The following is a 21,013-nucleotide window of genomic DNA, read 5'->3' as shown; positions in this document are numbered from 1 at the left end:
TTCGATCGGTCATTCCGCGCCGGTTGCCCGACGCGGAATGTTTGTCGGTATCAGCGGATCAGGCCCATTTCAGTCGGCAGCCACAGCGTGATTGCCGGCACGAATGTGATCAGCACCAGTGCGAGCAGCAGCGGCACCAGCCAGGGCAGGATGGCCATCGTAGTGCGCTCGACGGACAGTTTCGCGACGCGGGACAGGACGAACAGCACCATGCCGAGCGGCGGGTGCAGCAGTCCGATCATCAGGTTCAGCGTCATGATCAGACCGAAATGCACCGGATCGATGTCGAACTGCAGCACGATCGGCAGCAGGATCGGCACCAGAATGGTGATGGCGGCGATCGTATCGAGGAAGCAGCCGACGAACAGCATCAACAGGTTGACGAGGATCAGGAACACCCACTTGCTGTCGGTCAGGCTGGTGATCGCCGTGGACAGAAGCTGCGCCGTCTGGCTGACCGTCAAAAGCCATGCAAAGACCGAGGCCGCGGCCACGATGAACAGCACGGATGCCGTGGTTTCGATCGTGTCGAAGGTTGCCTTGGCAAGCGATTTGAAGGTCATGGTGCGATAGCGCACGAGGCCGAGGAACAGCGACCACAGCACGGCGGCAACGGCTGCCTCCGTCGGCGTGAACCAACCCATCGTCATGCCGCCGATCAGGATGACCGGGGTCATCAGCGCCATGACGGCGGAGAAGTCGAAATACCAGTCGCAGGCGAGAAGCACGACGAGCGCGATCAGGATCGACAGGTTGAGCGATAGCCCGGTCAGCGTCAGCAGATAGATACCAAGCGGCACCATGGCCACAACAAGGACCTCCGTCGATGCGCTGAGGATATTCCTCCAGCTGAACGGCGTATCGGAACCCCAGCGTTTCACATAGGCGAAGATGGCAACGGTCAGCATCATCAGCACCGTCATGACGACGCCCGGCACGATGCCGGCCATGAACAGCGCGCCGATCGAAACGTTGGCCATCATCCCGTAGATGACGAAGGGCAGCGATGGCGGAAAGATCGGACCAAGCGTTGCCGATGCCGCGGTGACGCCGACGGCGGCCTCGATCGGATAGCCGTGGTCCTTCATCGCCTTGATCTCGATCGTGCCGATACCGGCAGCATCGGCAAGCGCCGTTCCGGACATGCCGGAAAAGATGACCGAGCCGATGATGTTCACCTGCGCCAGGCCACCCTTCATCCAACCGACCAGTGCCACCGCGAACGAATAGATACGACCGGTCACGCCGGCGCTGTTCATCAGGTTGCCGGCCAGAATGAAGAAGGGAACAGCCAGAAGCGGGAAGCTCTCGACACCGGCAATCAGCCGCTGCGCGACGATGATGTCAGGCGCGACATTGTAGAAGACGATGTAGAGGACCGACGAGGTTGCCATGGAGATGGCGACCGGCAGGCCCAGAACCATCAGGAGAAGAAACGAACCGATAAGCAGCAGCATGAAATCAATCCTCGGCGTTCTGGAATTCTTCGGGGCGCTCGAGCACCGAATAACCGCGGCGCATGTTGGCGACGAAAACCTGGATGGAGCGCAGCAGCATCAGCACGAAGGCAACCAGCACGCTGTAGAAGACGATGTTGCGGGGCAGGTTTACGGTGACCATCTCCTCGCCCTCGACGATTTCCATGTACCGCCACATCAGCCATGATCCGTAGCCAAAGAAACCGACCCGGATAATGTCGACCAACGTCGCCATGATGCGCGTCACATGCGGTGGCAGGTAGTGGTAGAGAACGTCCACCTGAATGTGGCGCGACATGCGCACGCACATGACGGCACCGAGGAAAACCACGCCGATCAGGCAATTGACGGCGATTTCCTCTGTCCAGGCATAGCTGTCGTTGAGGACGTAACGGGTAAAGAACTGCAGGAAGACGCAGCCCGTCATCACCCAGAACAGGGCAAGCGTGACCCAGTCCTCGAAGGCATAGATTTTAAGGTCCACATCGACGGGCGCTTCGTCGAATGTATGGGCAAGCTCCTCAGGGGTCACCTGAGTGTGGATTTCCGGGGATGTCGACATGGATCCGATCCAGTTTCACGAAGGGAAGGCGCGGCTCTTGCGAGCCGCGCGAACGTTGGCGTGATCCGCGTTACTTGATGGCGCGGATGGCTTCCCAATCGGATTTCGCGTAGCCGAACTCTTCGAAAGTGACCTTTTCCAGCACGGTCTTTTCGAAGTCCGCCTTGTCGACGGTCACGACGTTGAGGCCGCGCTTCTTGAAGTCCTCGACGAGCGCCTTTTCGCGTTCCTCGATGATCTTGGTGGTGCGGGTGGCAGCTTCCTGCGTCACTTCCGTGAAGATCTTCTTGTCTGCGTCCGACAGGCTTGCCCAGCGGCTCTTGGAAATGACCGTGTTGAGATGGTCGACGATGTGACCGGACAGAACGATATTCTTCTGGACCTCGAAGAACTTCTTCGCCTCGATCGTGGTCAGCGGATTTTCCTGGGCGTCGACCGTGCCGTTCTGCAGAGCGAGATAGACTTCCGCAAAGGCGATCGGCGTGGTGTTGGCGCCGCAGGCACGTGGCATGGCAAGGTATGCCGGAACGTCCGGAACGCGCATCTTGACGCCCTTGAGGTCGGCGCATTTTTCGATCGGCTTGTTGGATGTCGTATGGCGCGTGCCGTAATAGCTGACCGCGGTGATGACGTTGCCGGTCTTGTCTTCATAGCCCTTGGAGAGACGCTTGAAGACGTCGCTCTTCACATAGGAAATCAGGTGTGCCGGATCGCGAAAGATGTACGGGAAGTAGGTCACGCCGATCGGCTTGTAATCGCGGGCCGCAAAGCTGGAGCCGGAAATGATCATGTCGACCGTTCCGAGCTTCAGACCCTGGTTGATGTCGGCTTCCTTGCCGAGCTGCGACGCGGGGAAGACGTCGATCTTGTAGCGACCTTCGGTTCGCTTGGCGATTTCGCCTGCAGCCCATACGGATTCCGTATGGAAAGGCTCCGAGGTCTCATAGACATGCGCCCACTTGAGCGCTGTCTGCGCCTGTGCGCCGATTGCCGACGCCATGACGACGGCGGCGGCACCTAAAATAGCGGTAAACTTCAACATAACTTTCTCCTCCCGAATTGAAATCTCAAACTATCGTCTCGATCCGCCGCCTCCTCGCGGTCGGATCAGTCGTTCCTCGTCGGCTCCTCTCCGAAGCTTTCCGAGAATCTCTTCTGCGACAGCGTCAAATGCTGCCGCATGGCCTCGCGCGCATCGGCGGGGTTGCCCGCAGCAAGCGCGTCGCGAATGATCTTGTGTTCTTCGAGTGCTGCCTTCCAGGTGTGCGGGCCTTCGAAATAGCTGGCCAGCTTGGTGAAATACGGCGACAGCCGCTTGTCGTAGATCAGGCCGGTAAAGCGGTTGAGCGCCGAATTGCCGATCATGTCCGCAATCGTTGTATGAAACGCCCGGTCCAGCGCCAGCGCCTGGTGCGAATCGTCGAGCGAACCCTCCATCTCCGCAAGGATCGAATTGAGCTTTGCTATGCTCTCGCTGTCCGCCTTGCGGGCTGCCTCCTCGGCAATAGCGCTCTCGATCAGGCAGCGCGCCTGCAGGATTTCAAAAGGACCATCGCTGTCATCGGCGGCAAGGATTTCCGGCTGCCGGTTTGATCTGGCGCTGACATAGACGCCGGATCCCATGCGGATCTGGATCAGACCCTCGACTTCGAGCACGATCAGGGCTTCGCGAATGGTGGGACGGGACACGCCAAGGCGCTCGGCAAGCTCACGCTCGGCCGGCAAACGCTCACCGGCCCGGACTTCTCCGGCTTCGATCAGCGTACGAAGCTGTTCCGCGGCCTGCCTGTAAAGGCGGCGCGGCTCAAGGGCTACGAACATGGTGTCCTCCACGCGTCCTCCCGACGCGTAATGCGGTCAGATTGTCTTACCAATTTTGGGAAGTCAAGTGCCATCAACCTCTGACTGCGAAACCAGGTTTGGAACCGGCAGTTGCGCCCCGTAGCGACCAGCAAGTCCTTCGAAAGCCGCGTGTGTTGCCGGATCGAGCGTGACGCCAGATGCTTGTCGATCCGCTGCAACCGCCCATTCCCGGTCGCCTGGCGCCATGACCCGGCAGTCGGCACGGGCGGGAGAGTTTCGCAACACGTCCAGATAGCGTGCCATGCCCGCATCGAACGTCTCCCGATCGCCGAACGCCTCCGGCAGGATCGCAAATACGAAGGCTCCAAGACCGCGCGGCGTCGAAAAATCTGGACCGCCCATCGGGGCGAGGTCGAAACTCAGGCTCATGCCGGTCACGACAGCGCTGAGGATTTCCGCAAGACCGGCGAGACCGGCGCCCTTGAAGCCGAATTCGCCACCGAGCGGTGCCAGCATGTCGGCCTTGTCGGCATCCAGTGTGTCGATGCCCGAAACATCTGACGCGACCGACTGCGGCAGGGTCGTGCCCATGCTGCGGTAGAGGAGAACGCGGTTATAGGGAATGGCGCTGGTCGCCATGTCCAGCAACCACGGATCTTGCCCTTCCACCGGCACGCCGACGGCAATCGGGTTGGTGCCGTGGAAGCGCGATGCGCCCTCATGCAGGCGCACGAAACTGTCGGAATTGCAAAAGGTAAAGCCGATCACGCCCTGGCGGGCCGCCTCCAGCGAATAGGCGCCGGCCGGGCCGAAATGCGAACTGTTGCGGATCGCCACAGCGCCGATGCCGAACTGACGGGCGAGCGCGATTGCGCGGTCCATCGCCGTATAGGTTGCGAGTGCGCCATGCGCGTGATCCGCATCCAGCGTTTCCACCGCTCCGAAACCGCCAACGGGCTTTAGCTTCGGCACCTTGTTGAGGCGCCCGCCTTCAAGCGCAGTCACGTAATGGTCGAGAAGACGCACCCCGTGACTGTCCACGCCATGGCGTGTGCCATGCATCATCGCCCGCGTTGCAGCGTCTGCCGTCGCAGCGTCTGCGCCGCAAGCCAGAAGGACCTCGCGGCAAAAGCGATCGAGCTCGGTGAGCGAAACGCACGCTCTGTCATTCCCAGTCGGCATGTCAGGACATCCTCCACAATGTCTTTTGTCTACACTAGACATCCGATTTGGAAGATGCAATCCATGCACTGCGATTTCGATCGATTGCGTTTCATGTCCTGGAGAGCCGAATGGCTGGCCCGTCCCCGAGGCTTCATCAACGCGTATGCGAGATACTGGCATCCGAGATCGCCTCCGGTGCGCTGTCTGCCGGCGCGTATCTGACCGAAACCAGCCTTGCCGACCGCTTCGGCATCAGCCGGGCGCCAGCGCGCCATGCCTTGGGCGAGCTTGAACTGCGAGGCCTGATGCAGCGCGTCCCTGGCAGGGGATACCAGATCCTGTCCTCGGAAAGCGGCACCGCGCCCGCCGCCCCGTCGAGCCATCCTGCGGGCTCCGACGAGAAGATCCATTTCCTGTCGAGCTGGGAACTGATCTACCGCCAGATCGAGATCGAGATCGTTTCCCGCACCTCGCTCGCCAGCTGGCGCATCAACGAAGCAGCGCTTGCCGCAGCCCACGGCGTCAGCCGAACCGTTGCGCGCGACGTGATGGCCAGGCTGCAGCAACGCGGCGTGGTGCTGAAGGACGATGCCGGCCGCTGGCTGGCGCCGGGCCTGACGCCTGTCCATATCGGCCAGCTCTACGAGCTGCGCTGGGTGCTGGAACCGCTGGCACTCGCGCAGGCATTTCCGCATTTGCCCGATGGCTACGTGACCGGATGCATCGAGTTCGTCGAGCAGGCAATCGCCGCCGCCGAGACCGTTACCGGCGACATGCTCGACCGCGTCGAACATCAGCTGCATTCGGAGCTTCTCGGATATTGCGACAACCGCGCGCTGATGCAGGCAATCAGCCTGCCGCAGGCGATCCTGGTCGCCCACCATTTTCTCTATCAGCCGAAGACCACCGGCTATGACGGCGAGCCATTCCTGCTGGAGCATCTGGACGTGCTTTCGCCGCTCGCTTCCGGCGATATCGGCGCCGCATGCGATGCGCTGGAGAGGCATTTGCGGATCTCACGCGACCGCGCAATCGCCCGCATTGGGGCTGCCGCATCGCGAAACATCGCCCTGCCTGACCTGCCTTATCTGGAGCGGCAGGGGCACGTCAAAACAGACTGATGTCTACCACCGGGAGGAGGAGCCCAAGAATGAAGATCAAATCCGTACAGCCATTCATCCTGCATCTGCCGCTGACCTCGGACTCGATTTCCGACAGCACCCACAGCATCACCCATTGGGGTGTCGTCGGCACCGTGATCGAAACCACCGACGGGTTGAAGGGATACGGCTTTACCGGCACCCATGCCCATATCGCCTCCGACCGGCTGATCACGGCCTGTATAAGGGATTGCTACGCGCCGCTGCTGATCGGCGAGGATGCCAACGAACATCAGCGTCTTTGGACCAAACTCGCACGCTATCCGTCCCTGCAATGGGTCGGCCGTGCGGGGATCACCCATCTGGCGCTGGCCGCCGTCGACGTCGCGCTCTGGGACCTCAAGGCGAAGCAGGCCGGCGTGCCGCTCTGGAGCCTGCTCGGCGGGGCAAGAACCGATCGTCTCGAGGCGTATAATACCGATATCGGCTGGCTGTCGTTTTCGCTGGAGGACCTGCTGGCCGGGTCGGCGCGCGCCGTGGAGGAGGACGGCTTCACCCGGATCAAGCTCAAGGTGGGTCATGACGATCCAAATATCGACGTCCGCCGCCTGGAAGCGGTGCGCAAGCGGCTGGGCCCAGATGTCCGGATCGCCATCGATGGCAATGGCAAATGGGATCTCCCGACCTGCCAGCGGTTTTGCGAGAGAGCCCGCGATCTCGACATCTACTGGTTCGAGGAACCGCTCTGGTACGACGATATCGCCGGCCACGCGGCGCTTGCGAAAAGCAGCACGATCCCGATCGCGCTTGGCGAGCAGCTCTATACCGTGGATGCGTTCCGGGCCTTCATCGCAGCCGGTGCCGTGTCCTACGTTCAGCCTGACGTCACGCGTCTCGGCGGCGTCACCGAATATATCCAGGTTGCGGATCTGGCACTGGCCCATCGGCTTCCCGTCGTGCCGCATGCGGGCGAGATGAGCCAGGTTCATGTCCATCTCAGCTACTGGCATCCGGCCTCGACGATTCTCGAATACATTCCCTGGATCAAGGATCACTTCGAGGAACCGTCCAATGTCGATGGCGGCATTTATCGAAGGCCACAGCAGCCAGGCGCCAGCACGACGGTGCTGAAGGAAAGCTTCGAGCGATACGGCAAGAGCCTCAGCTGAATGCGAAAGGCCGCCGGCGTCAGTCACCAGCGGCCTCCTCTACAACGTCGACAATCGCCGTCAGATCTCGAAGATATTCTCGAACGATTCCGGAAAGTTCTGCCGCGCCAGCTTTTCGTTGATGACAAGCATCGCCTCATAGGAAAGCGGATCGAACGTTTTGTCGGCCGGCAGCACTTCGCGCCCGAACAATAGGCTCAGACGCGCGGCATCGAGATTGCCGCGCTCGAAGGGTTCGGTGCCGAAGTGATGCCATAGCGCATGCAGAAAGGCCCCGTCGATCTTGTGCTCTTTCGTGCCGGGACGTGCCCTGCGCGGCAGAGCCTTGATCGGCGTCACGCCTTTCGGATTGGCCCGGCGGATGGTGAACTGCACCCCCGTGCTTGGCATCCCGCCCGGAAAGCCTCGGTGTTTGGTCATTTCAGGCAGGTTTGCCATGTTCGTATCCTCAAGTCCTATGCGGCTAACCGGCTTTCAGCCGATCTTGTCTTGTGTCTTCGTATCGAAATCCGAAGCGTCGTGGCGCTCATGCAGCTGCTCGGATGGCTCCCCGGATGTCCGGTTGACCATGCGGCCGCGTTTGACGCCAGGCCGTGCGAAAACCTCCGCCGTCCAGCGCTGCAGATTCTCATAGCTCTTTACCTCGAGAAAATCACCTGCATCGCCGTAAACCTGGCCGAGCGCCAGCGTGCCGTACCAGGGGAAGATCGCCATGTCCGCAATCGTATACTCGTCGCCCGCCATATAACGGTTGTCGGCAAGATGCCGGTCGAGCACGTCGAGCTGGCGTTTCGTCTCCATCGCATAGCGATCGATCGCGTATTTGATCTTGATCGGCGCATAGGCATAGAAATGCCCGAACCCACCGCCGAGAAACGGTGCCGAGCCCATCTGCCAGAACAGCCAGTTCATCGTTTCCGTGCGGATGCGCAGATCGGTCGGCAGGAAGGCGCCGAACTTCTCCGCCAGATAGACGAGGATCGAGGCCGATTCGAACACGCGCAGCGGCTTGCCGCCATCCTTTGGCGCGTGGTCGCAAAGTGCGGGGATCTTTGAGTTCGGATTGATGTCGACAAAGCCGGATCCGAACTGATCGCCCTTGCCGATATTGATCATCCAGGCGTCGTATTCGGCCTGTGTGTGACCGGCTGCCAGAAGCTCTTCCAGCATGATCGTCACCTTGACGCCGTTTGGCGTGCCCAGCGAATAGAGCTGCAGCGGATGCTTTCCGACCGGCAGTTCCTTGTCCTGCGTCGGGCCGGCGATCGGGCGGTTGATACTGGCGAACTGGCCGCCATTGCCCTTTTCCCAGGTCCAGATCTTCGGCGGCTCGTAGCCGGCAGGAAAATTGTCGGCAGGAGTTTTCTCGGTCATCAGGGCGGTCCTTCCTGAAAAATTGCTCTTAAAATACGAACGATGCCTGCGATATAGGAAAAACGAGAAGAGATTTCCCGTTTTATAGCGCCATCGTATCGCGTTTTTTGGTGCTGGTCAGGATCTCTCTATGCTGCCCCGTGGTGTTCCGAACGAGCGGCAATGGTTAACCACGTACACGCAACTCCGCGGTCGGTTCTTGTTCAGTTAACCGTTGCACCGGCACTGTCCAGCTATTCGAGGACACCCGTGCCTGCTTCAGGCGGAGACGTGTCCCACAACAAACAGGGCGAACGGTTTTTCCAGCGACGAACTCAACGTTGCGGCGAAGCTGGAAAAGGTGGTGGACATGGCAGTCAGAGCGGTCGTATCGATGGAAGAGGGTGTTTCCGCAGACGCCTCGGCGTTTGCCGCGCGCCTGGACGCTGCCCGTTCGCGCCTTGAGGAACGCTTCACCGAAGGCGGACGAGCGCTTCTTTCCATTCTCGACGTTCTCAACCGCCTGGTCGCCTCGCTCGATCAGGCCGAGAGCTCGCTCGACGCAGAAACGGCGAACGCATCCCTGTTCGAGCTCACCCAGACGGTCGCGCGGCTTTCGCAGCTGAGCGAAAACGAGAAAGGCCGACAGGTCCAGTTCACCCTCATTTCCGACGCCCAGGGGCACTTGAAGGGCCATGCCGAGGACATGCAGGAAACCCTGCGCTATCTGCGCACCTTTGCAGTTACTGCAAAGATCACCGGCGCCGGAATTGCCGACTTTGCAGGATTTGCTGAGGAAATCCTGCAAAGGATTCAGGACGGCACCCGTCAGGTCAATGATTTCTCGGACAAGGTCCAGTATCTCGGCCAGGGACTGGGTTCCCTGATCACAAGAGGGAAGAGGATTGTAAGCTCCTACGAGGACACAATCCCGCAGATCGCAGCAGGACTGTCGAACGGCGGCGAGGCGATCGCTCTCAATCGCAGATCGATGATCGAACAGGCCGCAAGCGTCCGGGCAATCGCGCGCGGCATCCAGACCAAGCTCGCCTCGACGCTGTCTGCCATGCAGATCGGCGACACAACCCGCCAGAGGATCGAGCATTGTCAGTCAACGCTCACGCTCCTCGACGATTTTCTGGCCTCACCGGACGCTACGCCGCTGACCAATCCTCAGCGCGACAACCTGTCCGCTGTCATCCGGAGGCTTGTCTCCCATCAGCTCAGGCAGTCCATCGATCATTTCGAGCGTGACACGGCAAAGATCGTCGCAAGCGTGGCGAGTTTCCGTTCAGATCTCCAGAAGATCGATGCAATCCGGGAAACGATGGCAGAAGGCCAGGGCGGCGCCGCCGCCATGCGCCAGCTCGACACCGGCATCGGCGTTGCGCGCGAAGCGGTTCGCCAGATCGAAGCCGTTGCCGGCGAGGCGACGGAACTCAGCCGGTCGACCGGCCAGACCGTAAGCGAGCTCGTCACCAGCATCGGCGTCGTGCAACTGGTCCGCACCGATATTCACTACATGGCCCTCAATACCAATCTGCGCTGCGGCAGGATCGGAGATCAGGGCAAGGCGATCAACGTGGTTGCCGCCGAACTGCGCAATTACGCGGGCGAACTGGATGGTGCCGCCGACAAGATCCTCGTTCATCTCAGAATGCTGGAAGAATCTGCGCAAAAGCTCAGCGCCTGCGAAGATACGGGCGGCTCGCTCGATCTTCGGCTCGAACAGGCACTCGCCAATATCCGCGTTGTCGGCGATCGCAGGGAGACCGAAATGTCGCTGCTTGGCGAACACAGCCGATCCGCCGTCGGCGAAATCGATGCCTCGCTTGCTCGGCTTGATTTCAAGATTGAGCTTGGTGAGGTTTTGCGGGCCTGCGCGGAAGAGGGCGAAGCCTTCGCAAGCGCCCGGCCACTGGCCGCCATCGAGCCTGCCCTCATCGAACTCGGGGCTCGCATTTCCGCCCTTTACACAATGGGTTTGGAACGTGAACTGCACGCGAAGATCATGGGAACCACACCCCTTGGCGAAACGTCCCTCGTCTCGGTTGCATGAGTGACGACACGCTGTTTTCAGGTGTCATCGGCATCGACGGCCTCCAAGTCAGACCGATTAAATACCCGCTGGACCTTGACCTTTCGCCGGGCCTTTGTCATGTGACCGCCTTCATTTGACGAAGCGCCCCATCGGGACGAGCCCCGGCGGCGTTATACGAAAGAAACAACATGACCAAGCCCACATCCTCGGCGCCGTCGCAGCGCATGCTTCGTGTTGGCGAACAGGTACGCGCCGCCATCACCCAGGTCCTGCAGCGTGGCGAAGTTCGCGACGACCTGCTCGAGAAAACCGTGATTTCCGTTTCGGAAGTGCGCATGTCGACCGATCTGAAGGTCGCGACGGCCTATGTGACGCCCCTTGGCGTCGCTGACCATGACGTCGTGATCGCAGCGCTCAACCGGCATGCCAAATATATCCGCGGCCGCATAGCCGGCCAGCTCCGGCAGATGAAATACATGCCGGAAGTGCGCTTCCGCGATGATACCAGCTTCGACAACTACAAGAAGATCGACGAGCTTCTTCGCTCGCCGGAGGTCCAGCGTGATCTCAACAGCGACGAAACCAAAGACCAGAAATAACAATCAAGAAGTATTGATGTCCAAACCCCGCAAACCAAAAGGCCGGCCGGTTTCCGGCTGGCTTATTCTCGACAAGCCGATCGATTTCGGTTCGACCGAAGCCGTGTCCAAGATCAAGTGGCTGTTCAATGCCCAGAAGTGCGGCCATGCCGGCACGCTGGATCCGCTTGCGTCAGGCATGCTGCCGATCGCGCTCGGCGACGCGACGAAGACAGTGCCCTATGTCATGGACGGGCGGAAGATCTACGAATTCGCCGTCACCTGGGGCGAGGAACGCTCGACCGACGACCTCGAAGGCGCCGTTACCGCATCGTCCGACAGCCGTCCGAGCGAAGAACAGATTCGCGCACTTCTGCCCAACTACACCGGCACGATCAATCAGATCCCGCCACAGTTTTCCGCCATCAAGATTGCCGGCGAACGGGCCTATGACCTCGCCCGCGACGGCGAGACTGTCGAGATCCCGTCGCGCGAGGTCCAGATCTTTCGCCTGACGCTGCTCGGTGTAACCTCGGACAAGGCGCATTTCGAAGTGGAATGCGGCAAGGGCACCTATGTTCGGGCGCTCGCCCGTGACTTCGGCCGCGATCTCGGCTGCTACGGTCATATCTCGGAACTGCGCCGCACTTTCGTTGCGCCCTTTGCTGAAGACCGTATGGTGCCGCTCGCCGAACTTGTGGCGCTGGAACAGATCGAGGATCGCGACGAACGGCTTGCAGCGCTTGATGCCTTCATGATCAACACGTCGGAAGCGCTTTCCAGCCTGCCGCATCTGCCTGTCACAGACGATCAGGCCCACCGCATCAAGATGGGCAATCCGATCATCCTGCGCGGCCGCGATGCCCCGGCTGACGAAGCGGAAGCCTATGCGACCGTGCGTGGCAAGCTGCTTGCCATCGGCGAGATCGGCCAGGGAGAGTTCCGTCCCAAGCGGGTGTTTGGCTGAGCCTCTTCCATTCTCTCCTTGAATGGTCTATAGGCACCGCCAGCAAAAGCAGGCTTTTCCGCCTGTTTTGCGTTTCACGGCCAAGACTGGACGACATCCCGGCCTTAGGCGACCCATAATCCTCATATTCGAAAGGATAACACGATGTCGATCACTGCAGAGCGCAAGGCCGAACTCATCAAGGAATACGCGACCGTTGAAGGCGACACCGGTTCGCCGGAAGTCCAGGTTGCGATCCTTACCGAGCGGATCAACAATCTGACCGAACACTTCAAGGGCCACAAGAAGGACAACCACTCGCGTCGTGGCCTTCTGACCATGGTTTCCACACGTCGTTCGCTTCTCGACTACGTCAAGAAGAAAGACGAATCCCGTTACAGCAAGCTGATTGCTGCCCTGGGCATTCGCCGCTAAAAAATTTCCGGCGGGCGCTCAATCGGGCGCCTGCCGGTTTCTCATTCGGGCCAAGCGTCCGATGCAATGTTTGCGATGCGCTTTATCTCGCGCCGCAAGAATGCCCGCAGACCCGGATGGGCCGGATCTGCAAAAACCAAACCGTTGATCTGTCATGGGGCAGGATTGCCGGATGCTTTCGACCAGGGATCACTCAAAGACCCTGAGCAGACGTCGACCACCGAAGTCGCCGACCCGAAGCCTCCCGTTGTCTTGCCCGTGATCTGTCACATCGATTGCGGTCGACTATGCACTGCGCCGGCTACGGCACTGCGCGTGCTCCCGCATTAAAGGACACCATATGTTCAATACCCACTCCGTCGAAATCGAATGGGCAGGCCGCCCGCTGAAGCTTGAAACGGGCAAGATAGCCCGCCAGGCTGACGGCGCGGTCCTCGCCACCTACGGCGAAACCGTCGTTCTCGCCACCGTTGTTTCGGCCAAGTCGGCCAAGCCCGGCCAGGACTTCTTCCCGCTGACCGTCAACTACCAGGAAAAGACCTATGCCGCCGGCAAGATCCCGGGTGGCTATTTCAAGCGCGAAGGTCGTCCGTCGGAAAAGGAAACGCTGGTTTCCCGCCTGATCGACCGTCCGATCCGCCCGCTCTTCCCTGAAGGCTACAAGAACGAGACTCAGGTCGTCGTTACCGTCATCCAGCACGACCTTGAAAACGATCCGGACGTATTGTCGATGGTTGCAGCCTCCGCTGCCCTGACGATCTCTGGCGTTCCTTTCATGGGCCCGGTTGGCGGCGCACGCGTCGGCTACATCAACGGCGAATACGTTCTGAACCCGCATCTCGACGAGATGGACGAGTCGACCCTCGACCTCGTTGTCGCCGGCACCCAGGACGCCGTCCTGATGGTGGAGTCGGAAGCCAAGGAACTCAACGAAGAGATCATGCTCGGCGCCGTCATGTTCGGCCACAAGGGCTTCCAGCCGGTTATCGACGCGATCATCAAGCTCGCTGAAGTTGCCGCCAAGGAGCCACGCGATTTCCAGCCGGAAGATCATTCGGCGCTCGAAGCCGAAATGCTGCAGCATTTCGAAGCCGAACTGCGCACCGCCTACAAGAACACCCAGAAGGCTGAACGCTACGCTGCCGTCGACGCCGTCAAGGCGAAGGTCAAGGCACACTTCTTCCCGGAAGGCGTAGAGCCGAAGTACCCGGCCGAAGTCATCGGCGCGACCTTCAAGCACCTGCAGGCGAAGATCGTTCGCTGGAACATCCTCGACACCAAGAGCCGCATCGACGGTCGTGATCTCGAGACCGTTCGCAAGATCGTGTCGGAAGTCGGCATCCTGCCGCGCACCCACGGTTCGGCCCTGTTCACACGCGGCGAAACCCAGGCGATCGTTGTTGCGACGCTCGGCACCGGCGAAGACGAACAGTATGTCGATTCACTGACCGGCATGTACAAGGAACGCTTCCTTCTGCATTACAACTTCCCTCCCTACTCGGTTGGCGAAACCGGCCGCATGGGTTCCCCAGGGCGTCGCGAAATCGGCCACGGCAAGCTCGCATGGCGCGCGATCCGTCCGATGCTGCCAACGGCTGAACAGTTCCCCTACACGCTCCGCGTCGTCTCCGAGATCACCGAGTCGAACGGCTCGTCCTCGATGGCAACCGTCTGCGGCACATCGCTTGCTCTGATGGACGCTGGCGTCCCGCTCGCAAAGCCTGTTGCCGGTATCGCTATGGGCCTGATCCTCGAAGGCGAACGCTTTGCCGTTCTCTCCGACATCCTCGGTGACGAAGATCATCTCGGCGACATGGACTTCAAGGTTGCAGGTACTGTCGACGGCATCACCTCGCTGCAGATGGACATCAAGATCGCCGGCATCACCGAAGAGATCATGAAGGTCGCGCTCGGCCAGGCACAGGGTGGCCGCAAGCACATCCTCACCGAAATGGCCAACGCCATCACCGAAGGTCGCTCGGAACTCGGCGAATTCGCACCGCGCATCGAAGTGATGAACATCCCGGTCGACAAGATCCGTGAAGTCATCGGTTCGGGCGGCAAGGTCATCCGCGAAATCGTCGAAAAGACCGGCGCCAAGATCAACATCGAAGACGACGGCACGGTCAAGATTGCCTCCGCCTCCGGCAAGGAAATCGAAGCGGCCCGCAAGTGGATCCATTCGATCGTTGCTGAACCGGAAGTCGGCACCATCTACGAAGGTACCGTTGTGAAGACCGCCGACTTCGGCGCCTTCGTCAACTTCTTCGGCGCCCGCGACGGTCTGGTCCATATCAGCCAGCTCGCTTCCGACCGTGTTGCCAAGACCCAGGACGTGGTCAAGGAAGGCCAGAAGGTCTGGGTCAAGCTGATGGGCTTCGACGAGCGCGGCAAGGTTCGCCTGTCGATGAAGGCCGTCGACCAGGCCACCGGCCAGGAAGTCAAGAAGGCTGACGGCGAAGCTGCCGAATAAGCCCTCGACCTATCGAGAGATCGAGGCGCGGAAGGAATAACTTCCGCGCCTTTTTTGTTTTCACCGACGACACGACCGCCCGAGATCCGATCATGACCCGAGAAGCCCTGAAGACCCTTTTCCATCCCTTCGCCACCGACGCGATCCAAACGCCCGGCGAGGGTGAGCGCATACTGTTTCTGGGTGCGGAAGCGGGCAATGCCCTGCCTGACGGGTTTGATGCCGAGATCACTGCCATCCAGCCGTTCCGCCCACTGTTCCGCAGCCTGCGCGACAACGCGTTTCCCGAGCCCGAGGGCGAGGATTACGACGGTGCCCTCGTACTCTGCGGCAAGCATCGCGGCGAAAACGAAAACCGCATTGCCGAAGCACTTGCGCGGGTGAAGGTCGGCGGAGTTATCGTCGTTGCCGGCGGCAAGGAAGACGGTATCGCACCCATTCGCACGATGCTGCTGAAGCTTGGCATCACGCTGGACTACACGCCGAAGTATCACGGCGTTGCCATCTGGTTCGGTCGCCCGGAAGATGCATCCGGTGCGATCCAGGCACTGAAAAAGACGGCCGTGACGGTCGAGGGTCGCTTCCAGGCGGCTCCCGGCATGTTCTCGCACGACCGCATCGATCCTGGCTCCGAACTTCTGGTAAGCCGCTTCCCGACGGATTTCGATGGCAATGCCGCCGATTTCGGTGCGGGCTGGGGTTATCTTTCGGTGATGCTGGCCGAGCGTTCGCCCCGCGTGAACCGTATCGACCTGTTCGAGGCCGATCACCGGGCGTTGGAATTTGCAAAGCAGAACGTTGCGCACAATTGCCCGGATCTCGAAGCCCGCTTCTTCTGGCAGGATCTGGGAACCGAGCCGCCAAAGGAAAAATACGACCTCGTCATCATGAACCCGCCCTTCCACGAGACGCAGGCTGCGGATCCGGAACTGGGCAAGACGATGATCCGCACGGCTGCAGGGGCGCTCAGAAGCGGCGGCAGACTGATGCTGGTCGCCAATCGCGGGATGCAATACGAGCCGGTGCTCGAGGAAGCGTTCCGGGAATACGGCGAAACCTGCCGCAACGCCCGCTTCAAGATCCTCTGGGCGAAGAAGTAACGTCACCCCTCAAAATCTAGGATTGCCCGTCCCGACAGCTCGAATGCACACTGAAGTTGCGTTCGAGCTGTCGGGGTTTTTGTATGAAAGGCGTTGTTTCAGCACTTCTGCTCTTGATCGCCACTGAAACGGCGAGCGCCGAAGAGCCGCGCGCCAGTGTTCGCTTGACCTGGGAATGGTTCAACACCGCGGAAACCTATCGCAAATACAAGGTCAAAGGGCCGGATGACCTTCGCATTGCCGCGCATTACTTCCGGCTCGCGGCCAAGAACGGCAACGCTGCGGCAGCATACAAGCTCGGTGAAGCTTATGAGATAGGCTCAGGTGTCCCACTCAATCTTCCGGAAGCGCTCCGCTGGTATCGCCAGTCCGCCGACGCTGGCGACATGCATGCGGAGCTGAAGGTCGGCTGGTTCTATCAGAAGGGCTTGAGCCTGCGGGCTGATCCATCACGGGCTGTCGAATGGTACGAGCGCTCCGCCCGCAAAGGCAACCTGTGGGCCTATCATATGCTGGCCTTCATGTTGATGGACGGGGAGGGTGTCGCAAAGAACCTCGCCCTTGCGCAAAGTTATTTCGAAAAGAGCCTGCCTTTCACGCACGATCACTGGGCGCAGCTGAAGCTGGCGCAGTTGCTCCGGTCGAGCGATCCACGTCGCTCCAAAGAACTGCTCAAGCAGTCAGCGAGTGCCGGCAATGCCGACGCGGTCCGGGAATTGAACTCAAATTGAAAGTGCCCGCCGTCCCAGGGATCGCACGCGTCGGATGCTACTGAGCGTCGGAGTTGCGCAGTCTGTCGAGGCTTGGCAGTGAGGTGATGCTGTATCCGGCGTCCACGTAATGCACTTCGCCTGTAACACCGCGGGAGAGATCGGACAGCAGATAGAGTGCCGATCCGCCGATGTCCTCGATCGTGGCAGTGCGGCGCAACGGCGCGTTCTGCTGGTTCCAGGCGTAGATCGCCCGTGCATCGGAAATCCCGGCGCCGGCAAGCGTGCGCACGGGGCCGGCGGAGATCGTGTTAACGCGGATGTCGTTCGGGCCGAAATCGGCGGCCAGATACCGCACCGAGGCCTCAAGCGCTGCCTTGGCAACGCCCATCACGTTGTAGTTCGGGATGACGCGCTGCGAGCCGTTATAGGTTAGCGTCAGCATAGAGCCGCCATCAGGCATCAGGGCTGCGGCGCGCTTGGCGATTTCCGTGAAGGAAAAGCAGGAGATCACCATCGTACGCGAGAAATTCTCGCGCGTCGTGTCGGCGTAGAGGCCCTTCAGCTCGTTCTTGTCGGAGAAGCCGATGGCATGAACGAGAAAGTCGATCGTGCCCCAGCGTTCGCGCAGCGCGTCAAACGTTGCGTCGACCGACGCGATATCTTCGACGTCGCAGGGAACCACGAAATCTGAGCCGAGTTCGGCGGCAAGCGGTCTGACCCGCTTGCCCAGCGCCTCACCCTGATAGGTGAAGGCAACTTCCGCACCCTGTGCCGCGACCGCCTTGGCAATTCCCCAGGCGATCGAGTGGTTGCTGGCAACGCCCATGATCAGGCCGCGCTTGCCCTGCATGATCCCGGACATCAAATTATCCGTTATGACGCTGGAAGACGAGCGTAGCGTTGGTGCCGCCGAAGCCGAAGGAGTTGGAGAGCACAGTGTCGATCTTGGCATTGTCGATCCGCTTGCGAACGATCGGTACGCCGTCAAATTCCGGATCCAGCGTCTGGATGTGCGCGCTTTCACCGATAAAGCGTTCCTGCATCATCAGCAGGCCATAGATCGATTCCTGCACGCCGGCACCGCCGAGCGAGTGGCCGGTCAGCGACTTGGTCGACTGGATGTGCGGGATCTTGTCCTTGAACACTTCGCGGATGGCGCCGATTTCCTTGGAATCGCCAACCGGTGTCGAGGTGCCGTGGGTGTTAATGTAGTCGACCTCGCCTTCAACGTTGGCAAGCGCCTGACGCATGCAGCGGATTGCGCCTTCGCCTGATGGTGCGACCATGTCATAGCCATCGGATGTGGCGCCGTAACCGGTGAGTTCTGCGTAGATCTTGGCGCCGCGCGCCTTGGCATGCTCCAGTTCTTCAAGCACGAGAACGCCTGCACCGCCGGCGATGACGAAACCGTCGCGGTCGGCGTCATAGGCGCGCGAAGCCGTCGCCGGCTGGTCGTTGTACTTGGAGGACATGGCGCCCATCGCGTCGAACAGGTTCGACATGGTCCAGTCGAGGTCCTCGTGGCCGCCGGCGAACATCACGTCCTGCTTGCCCCACTGGATCATCTCAGCGGCATTGCCGATGCAATGCGCAGACGTCGAGCAGGCCGACGAGATCGAGTAGTTGACGCCGTGGATCTTGAACCAGGTCGCAAGCGTTGCCGACGCTGTCGAAGACATCGCCTTCGGCACGGCAAACGGACCGATCCGCTTCGGGCTGTTGTTCTTGATCGTCGTCTCGGCCGCTTCGATCAGGGTGCGGGTGGAAGGACCGCCCGAACCCATGATGATGCCGGTGCGCTCGTTCTCGCTGTAATCCTTTTCCTCAAGTCCGGAATCGGCCAGCGCCTGCTTCATCGCCACATGGTTCCACGCTCCACCCTGGGAGAGGAAGCGCATGGCGCGGCGATCGACGAGTTCCGTCGTATCGATGTTGGGCTTGCCCCAGACCTGGCACTTGAAGCCGTGCTCGGCGAAATCCGGCGAGAAAGAAATACCGGACTTTGCCTGCCGCAGGGACTCGGTGACTTCGGCTGCGTCGTTACCGATCGAGGACACGATACCGAGCCCAGTGACAACTACCCGTCTCATTTCATCAAACCTTTGTTGTTTTCGACAGCTGCGCTTTTCAAGCAGTTCAGGCGGTCTTTTCCTTGGACAGACCCACGCGGAGGTCCGTCGCCTGATAGATGGTCTCGCCATCGGCCTTCAGCCAGCCGTCGGCGGTGCCCAGCACGAGGCGACCCCTCATGACGCGCTTGAAGTCGATGCCGTATTCCAGAAGCTTGGTGTCCGGGCGGATCATGCCCTTGAACTTCACTTCGCCGGTCGAAAGCGCCATGCCGCGGCCGGGTTCACCCAGCCAGCCCAGGAAGAAGCCGGTCAGCTGCCACATGCCGTCAAGGCCAAGGCAGCCCGGCATAATCGGGTTGCCTTCGAAATGGCAGGGGAAATACCAGTCGTCCGGACGCACGTCGTATTCAGCCCGGATGTAACCCTTGTCGAAGGCGCCGCCGGTTTCCGAGATCTCCGTGATCCGGTGGACCATCAGCATGGGCGGCAACGGCAGCTGCGCATTGCCGGGACCAAACAGATCACCGTGGGCGCAAGCGAGGATTTCTTCGTAGCTGAAGCTGGACTGTCTGGTGGACATGAATTTCCGTTTCCCCCCGTTTGAAGCTTTTGTTTCCCAAGCTTTAGAGCAAGATGGGCCGAAATTGAAGTCTTGCCATGACAACACAGGTGCTGTCTGGGGAAGACTGCAGCTGCGGAAGCATCGCATTCAGGTCCGCATATAGGAAGCGGAGAGCGCAAACCAGTGGTAAAACACCGAAAATTAGCGTTTTTGCCGACCGCGGAAGGACGTGCTAAGGGACACTATTGAAAGAATTCATCTTAAAAGTTATATCGGAAATCAGATTAGATCCCGTGTGACAAAACGGTTGGAGCCGAAGCACATATGGCGGATGCCATGCCGAACATCGAGATTAGATTGCGCCATTGCGGCCTTCGACCGACGAGGCAGCGTGTCGCGTTGGCGGATCTGTTGTTTGCAAAGGGTGATCGGCACCTGACGGTCGAGGAACTGCACGCGGAAGCCACGGAAGCCGGCGTGCCGGTCTCGCTCGCAACCGTCTATAATACCCTCCACCAGTTTACCGAGGCAGGCCTCATCCGCGTTCTCGCGGTGGAGAGCGCACGCACCTATTTCGACACCAATATTTCCGATCACCATCACTTCTTTGTCGAAGGGCGCAACGAGGTTTTGGATATCCCGATCAGCAATCTCGAAATCGGCAATCTCCCGGATGCGCCCGAGGGCATGGAAATCGCCCATGTCGACGTCATCATCCGGCTGCGCGAAAAGCGCGGCTAATCCTTGGCCTTGCCCTTGATCGCCTCGTCTGCCGGTCGCCCCGGACGTGACTTGTAGCGTGGCAGCGTCCAGCCGTAATGGATCGCGCCGCCCCGCAAGGCGAAGGCGACACATACCCCAAAGCCTGAACTGACATATTGCGGAAAACCGAGCGCTTGTGCCGCCGTGAACGCGGCCGCGCCGGCGATCGCGGCCGTGATATAGATTTCCGAGCGTAGCAGCACGGAAGGCTCGTTTGCGAGAAGATCGCGCAGGATCCCGCCGAATGCCGCCGTCAGCGCGCCGGTGATGATCGCGATCGTGGGTGATCCGGTCGCGGCCAGGCCCTTGGCCGCACCCAGCACGGTGTAAGCGGCAAGGCCCACCGCATCGAGCCAGATCAGCAGGCGATAGCGCCATTCGACCCGGTGTGCCGTCAGGTAGACGAGAACGCCGGTTACGACGCAGATCAGGATATAGGTCGGGTCGAGAACCCAGAAGACCGGGGTACGGCCAAGAATGATGTCACGCACCGTGCCGCCGCCGAGCCCGGTCACGGCTGCAAAGAACAAAAACCCGATGAGATCGAGCTCCTTTCTTGATGCCGCAAGCGCACCGGTTGCGGCAAACACCGCGATGCCGGCATAATCGAGGATCATCAGCAGGGACATTCCATTCTCCAGCGTCGCGCAAGTGCATTGCTCTAGATGATCACGCTAACAACGGCAACGGCATCTCCGGTCA

At 60.3% G+C, this 21,013-nt stretch carries 21 protein-coding genes; 10 read left to right on the top strand and 11 right to left on the bottom strand.

The genetic code is table 11. From position 1 onward, the window contains the following. Positions 1-50 precede the first annotated feature (50 nt). The 5 genes from AC0JZ8_RS05480 to AC0JZ8_RS05460 form a co-directional block, all read right to left on the bottom strand. Positions 51-1,457 (bottom strand): TRAP transporter large permease, encoded by a 1,407-nt coding sequence (locus tag AC0JZ8_RS05480; RefSeq protein ID WP_062454266.1) that lies wholly within the window; start codon positions 1,455-1,457, stop codon positions 51-53. A 4-nt stretch (positions 1,458-1,461) separates the two neighbouring features. Next, entirely contained in the window at positions 1,462-2,040 is a 579-nt protein-coding gene (locus tag AC0JZ8_RS05475) for a TRAP transporter small permease (protein WP_113469057.1), read from the bottom strand. A gap of 70 nt (positions 2,041-2,110) precedes the next feature. Continuing rightward, positions 2,111-3,082 carry a sialic acid TRAP transporter substrate-binding protein SiaP gene (locus tag AC0JZ8_RS05470; RefSeq protein ID WP_471891995.1) on the bottom strand — a complete coding sequence of 324 codons (972 nt, stop codon included), beginning with the start codon at positions 3,080-3,082 and terminating at the stop codon, positions 2,111-2,113. 65 nt (positions 3,083-3,147) lie between these two features. Beyond that, a complete protein-coding gene (locus tag AC0JZ8_RS05465) occupies positions 3,148-3,861 on the bottom strand; it encodes a FadR/GntR family transcriptional regulator (protein ID WP_471891994.1) in 714 nt (237 codons plus the stop codon). 63 nt (positions 3,862-3,924) lie between these two features. Then, complete coding sequence (locus tag AC0JZ8_RS05460; protein ID WP_471891993.1) at positions 3,925-5,025, bottom strand: Ldh family oxidoreductase; 1,101 nt, start codon at positions 5,023-5,025, stop codon at positions 3,925-3,927. Positions 5,026-5,135: 110 nt separating this feature from the next. On the opposite strand from AC0JZ8_RS05460, the gene AC0JZ8_RS05455 reads away from it, so the two are divergent. Next, positions 5,136-6,128: a GntR family transcriptional regulator gene (locus AC0JZ8_RS05455; RefSeq protein WP_184654314.1), complete on the top strand. Its 993-nt coding sequence runs from the start codon at positions 5,136-5,138 to the stop codon at positions 6,126-6,128. Between the two features lie 29 nt (positions 6,129-6,157). Next, positions 6,158-7,276 (top strand): mandelate racemase/muconate lactonizing enzyme family protein, encoded by a 1,119-nt coding sequence (locus AC0JZ8_RS05450; protein WP_471891992.1) that lies wholly within the window; start codon positions 6,158-6,160, stop codon positions 7,274-7,276. Between the two features lie 60 nt (positions 7,277-7,336). Here the strand turns inward: AC0JZ8_RS05450 and AC0JZ8_RS05445 are convergent, their stop codons facing one another. Further along, entirely contained in the window at positions 7,337-7,714 is a 378-nt protein-coding gene (locus AC0JZ8_RS05445; protein WP_062454259.1) for a hypothetical protein, read from the bottom strand. A 36-nt stretch (positions 7,715-7,750) separates the two neighbouring features. Further along, the gene (gene yghU, locus AC0JZ8_RS05440; RefSeq protein WP_113165738.1) at positions 7,751-8,650 is read right to left on the bottom strand and encodes a glutathione-dependent disulfide-bond oxidoreductase; all 900 of its coding nucleotides are present in this window, start codon (positions 8,648-8,650) and stop codon (positions 7,751-7,753) included. 349 nt (positions 8,651-8,999) lie between these two features. Between yghU and AC0JZ8_RS05435 the strand changes: the two genes are divergently transcribed. The 7 genes from AC0JZ8_RS05435 (at position 9,000) to AC0JZ8_RS05405 (ending at position 16,933) form a co-directional block, all read left to right on the top strand. Then, a complete protein-coding gene (locus AC0JZ8_RS05435; RefSeq protein ID WP_471891991.1) occupies positions 9,000-10,688 on the top strand; it encodes a chemotaxis protein in 1,689 nt (562 codons plus the stop codon). Positions 10,689-10,858: 170 nt separating this feature from the next. After that, positions 10,859-11,269: a 30S ribosome-binding factor RbfA gene (rbfA, locus tag AC0JZ8_RS05430; RefSeq protein WP_192078003.1), complete on the top strand. Its 411-nt coding sequence runs from the start codon at positions 10,859-10,861 to the stop codon at positions 11,267-11,269. 16 nt (positions 11,270-11,285) lie between these two features. Further along, a complete protein-coding gene (gene truB, locus AC0JZ8_RS05425) occupies positions 11,286-12,215 on the top strand; it encodes a tRNA pseudouridine(55) synthase TruB (RefSeq protein WP_471891990.1) in 930 nt (309 codons plus the stop codon). Positions 12,216-12,359: 144 nt separating this feature from the next. Beyond that, the gene (rpsO, locus tag AC0JZ8_RS05420; protein WP_062454254.1) at positions 12,360-12,629 is read left to right on the top strand and encodes a 30S ribosomal protein S15; all 270 of its coding nucleotides are present in this window, start codon (positions 12,360-12,362) and stop codon (positions 12,627-12,629) included. A 340-nt stretch (positions 12,630-12,969) separates the two neighbouring features. Beyond that, positions 12,970-15,102 (top strand): polyribonucleotide nucleotidyltransferase, encoded by a 2,133-nt coding sequence (pnp, locus tag AC0JZ8_RS05415; RefSeq protein ID WP_430241440.1) that lies wholly within the window; start codon positions 12,970-12,972, stop codon positions 15,100-15,102. A 92-nt stretch (positions 15,103-15,194) separates the two neighbouring features. Next, positions 15,195-16,202: a class I SAM-dependent methyltransferase gene (locus AC0JZ8_RS05410; RefSeq protein ID WP_471891989.1), complete on the top strand. Its 1,008-nt coding sequence runs from the start codon at positions 15,195-15,197 to the stop codon at positions 16,200-16,202. A gap of 83 nt (positions 16,203-16,285) precedes the next feature. Next, positions 16,286-16,933, top strand: coding sequence for a tetratricopeptide repeat protein (locus AC0JZ8_RS05405; RefSeq protein ID WP_471891988.1), 648 nt, complete (start codon positions 16,286-16,288; stop codon positions 16,931-16,933). Between the two features lie 37 nt (positions 16,934-16,970). On the opposite strand, the gene fabI is transcribed toward AC0JZ8_RS05405, so the two are convergent. Genes fabI through fabA form a run of 3 tightly spaced genes read right to left on the bottom strand, consistent with a single transcriptional unit; the run spans position 16,971 to position 19,567 of the window. Then, positions 16,971-17,777, bottom strand: coding sequence for an enoyl-ACP reductase FabI (gene fabI, locus AC0JZ8_RS05400; protein ID WP_471891987.1), 807 nt, complete (start codon positions 17,775-17,777; stop codon positions 16,971-16,973). Positions 17,778-17,781: 4 nt separating this feature from the next. Beyond that, positions 17,782-19,005 (bottom strand): beta-ketoacyl-ACP synthase I, encoded by a 1,224-nt coding sequence (gene fabB, locus AC0JZ8_RS05395; protein ID WP_062454249.1) that lies wholly within the window; start codon positions 19,003-19,005, stop codon positions 17,782-17,784. A gap of 46 nt (positions 19,006-19,051) precedes the next feature. Beyond that, entirely contained in the window at positions 19,052-19,567 is a 516-nt protein-coding gene (fabA, locus tag AC0JZ8_RS05390; protein WP_062578496.1) for a 3-hydroxyacyl-[acyl-carrier-protein] dehydratase FabA, read from the bottom strand. A 306-nt stretch (positions 19,568-19,873) separates the two neighbouring features. Here fabA and irrA point away from each other — a divergent pair, with 306 nt between their 5' ends. Continuing rightward, entirely contained in the window at positions 19,874-20,290 is a 417-nt protein-coding gene (gene irrA, locus AC0JZ8_RS05385) for an iron response transcriptional regulator IrrA (RefSeq protein WP_062454247.1), read from the top strand. Here irrA and AC0JZ8_RS05380 read toward each other — a convergent pair. Continuing rightward, positions 20,287-20,940: a trimeric intracellular cation channel family protein gene (locus AC0JZ8_RS05380; RefSeq protein WP_062454246.1), complete on the bottom strand. Its 654-nt coding sequence runs from the start codon at positions 20,938-20,940 to the stop codon at positions 20,287-20,289. The two genes, irrA and AC0JZ8_RS05380, sit on opposite strands and share 4 nt — an antisense overlap. Positions 20,941-21,013 lie beyond the last annotated feature (73 nt).

It is taken from the genome of Velazquezella soli, from assembly GCF_977018685.1.
The sequence above is the reverse complement of the archived record's forward strand: the minus strand, read 5'-3'. Positions and strand labels throughout refer to the sequence as shown.

Bases quoted from the DNA above. Each gene is read 5' to 3' on its own strand.
- AC0JZ8_RS05480 (WP_062454266.1), bottom strand. From the start codon at position 1,457: ATGCTGCTGCTTATCGGTTCGTTTCTTCTCCTGATGGTTCTGGGCCTG.
- AC0JZ8_RS05475 (WP_113469057.1), bottom strand. From the start codon at position 2,040: ATGTCGACATCCCCGGAAATCCACACTCAGGTGACCCCTGAGGAGCTT.
- AC0JZ8_RS05470 (WP_471891995.1), bottom strand. From the start codon at position 3,082: ATGTTGAAGTTTACCGCTATTTTAGGTGCCGCCGCCGTCGTCATGGCG.
- AC0JZ8_RS05465 (WP_471891994.1), bottom strand. From the start codon at position 3,861: ATGTTCGTAGCCCTTGAGCCGCGCCGCCTTTACAGGCAGGCCGCGGAA.
- AC0JZ8_RS05460 (WP_471891993.1), bottom strand. From the start codon at position 5,025: ATGCCGACTGGGAATGACAGAGCGTGCGTTTCGCTCACCGAGCTCGAT.
- AC0JZ8_RS05455 (WP_184654314.1), top strand. From the start codon at position 5,136: ATGGCTGGCCCGTCCCCGAGGCTTCATCAACGCGTATGCGAGATACTG.
- AC0JZ8_RS05450 (WP_471891992.1), top strand. From the start codon at position 6,158: ATGAAGATCAAATCCGTACAGCCATTCATCCTGCATCTGCCGCTGACC.
- AC0JZ8_RS05445 (WP_062454259.1), bottom strand. From the start codon at position 7,714: ATGGCAAACCTGCCTGAAATGACCAAACACCGAGGCTTTCCGGGCGGG.
- yghU (WP_113165738.1), bottom strand. From the start codon at position 8,650: ATGACCGAGAAAACTCCTGCCGACAATTTTCCTGCCGGCTACGAGCCG.
- AC0JZ8_RS05435 (WP_471891991.1), top strand. From the start codon at position 9,000: ATGGCAGTCAGAGCGGTCGTATCGATGGAAGAGGGTGTTTCCGCAGAC.
- rbfA (WP_192078003.1), top strand. From the start codon at position 10,859: ATGACCAAGCCCACATCCTCGGCGCCGTCGCAGCGCATGCTTCGTGTT.
- truB (WP_471891990.1), top strand. From the start codon at position 11,286: ATGTCCAAACCCCGCAAACCAAAAGGCCGGCCGGTTTCCGGCTGGCTT.
- rpsO (WP_062454254.1), top strand. From the start codon at position 12,360: ATGTCGATCACTGCAGAGCGCAAGGCCGAACTCATCAAGGAATACGCG.
- pnp (WP_430241440.1), top strand. From the start codon at position 12,970: ATGTTCAATACCCACTCCGTCGAAATCGAATGGGCAGGCCGCCCGCTG.
- AC0JZ8_RS05410 (WP_471891989.1), top strand. From the start codon at position 15,195: ATGACCCGAGAAGCCCTGAAGACCCTTTTCCATCCCTTCGCCACCGAC.
- AC0JZ8_RS05405 (WP_471891988.1), top strand. From the start codon at position 16,286: ATGAAAGGCGTTGTTTCAGCACTTCTGCTCTTGATCGCCACTGAAACG.
- fabI (WP_471891987.1), bottom strand. From the start codon at position 17,777: ATGTCCGGGATCATGCAGGGCAAGCGCGGCCTGATCATGGGCGTTGCC.
- fabB (WP_062454249.1), bottom strand. From the start codon at position 19,005: ATGAGACGGGTAGTTGTCACTGGGCTCGGTATCGTGTCCTCGATCGGT.
- fabA (WP_062578496.1), bottom strand. From the start codon at position 19,567: ATGTCCACCAGACAGTCCAGCTTCAGCTACGAAGAAATCCTCGCTTGC.
- irrA (WP_062454247.1), top strand. From the start codon at position 19,874: ATGGCGGATGCCATGCCGAACATCGAGATTAGATTGCGCCATTGCGGC.
- AC0JZ8_RS05380 (WP_062454246.1), bottom strand. From the start codon at position 20,940: ATGTCCCTGCTGATGATCCTCGATTATGCCGGCATCGCGGTGTTTGCC.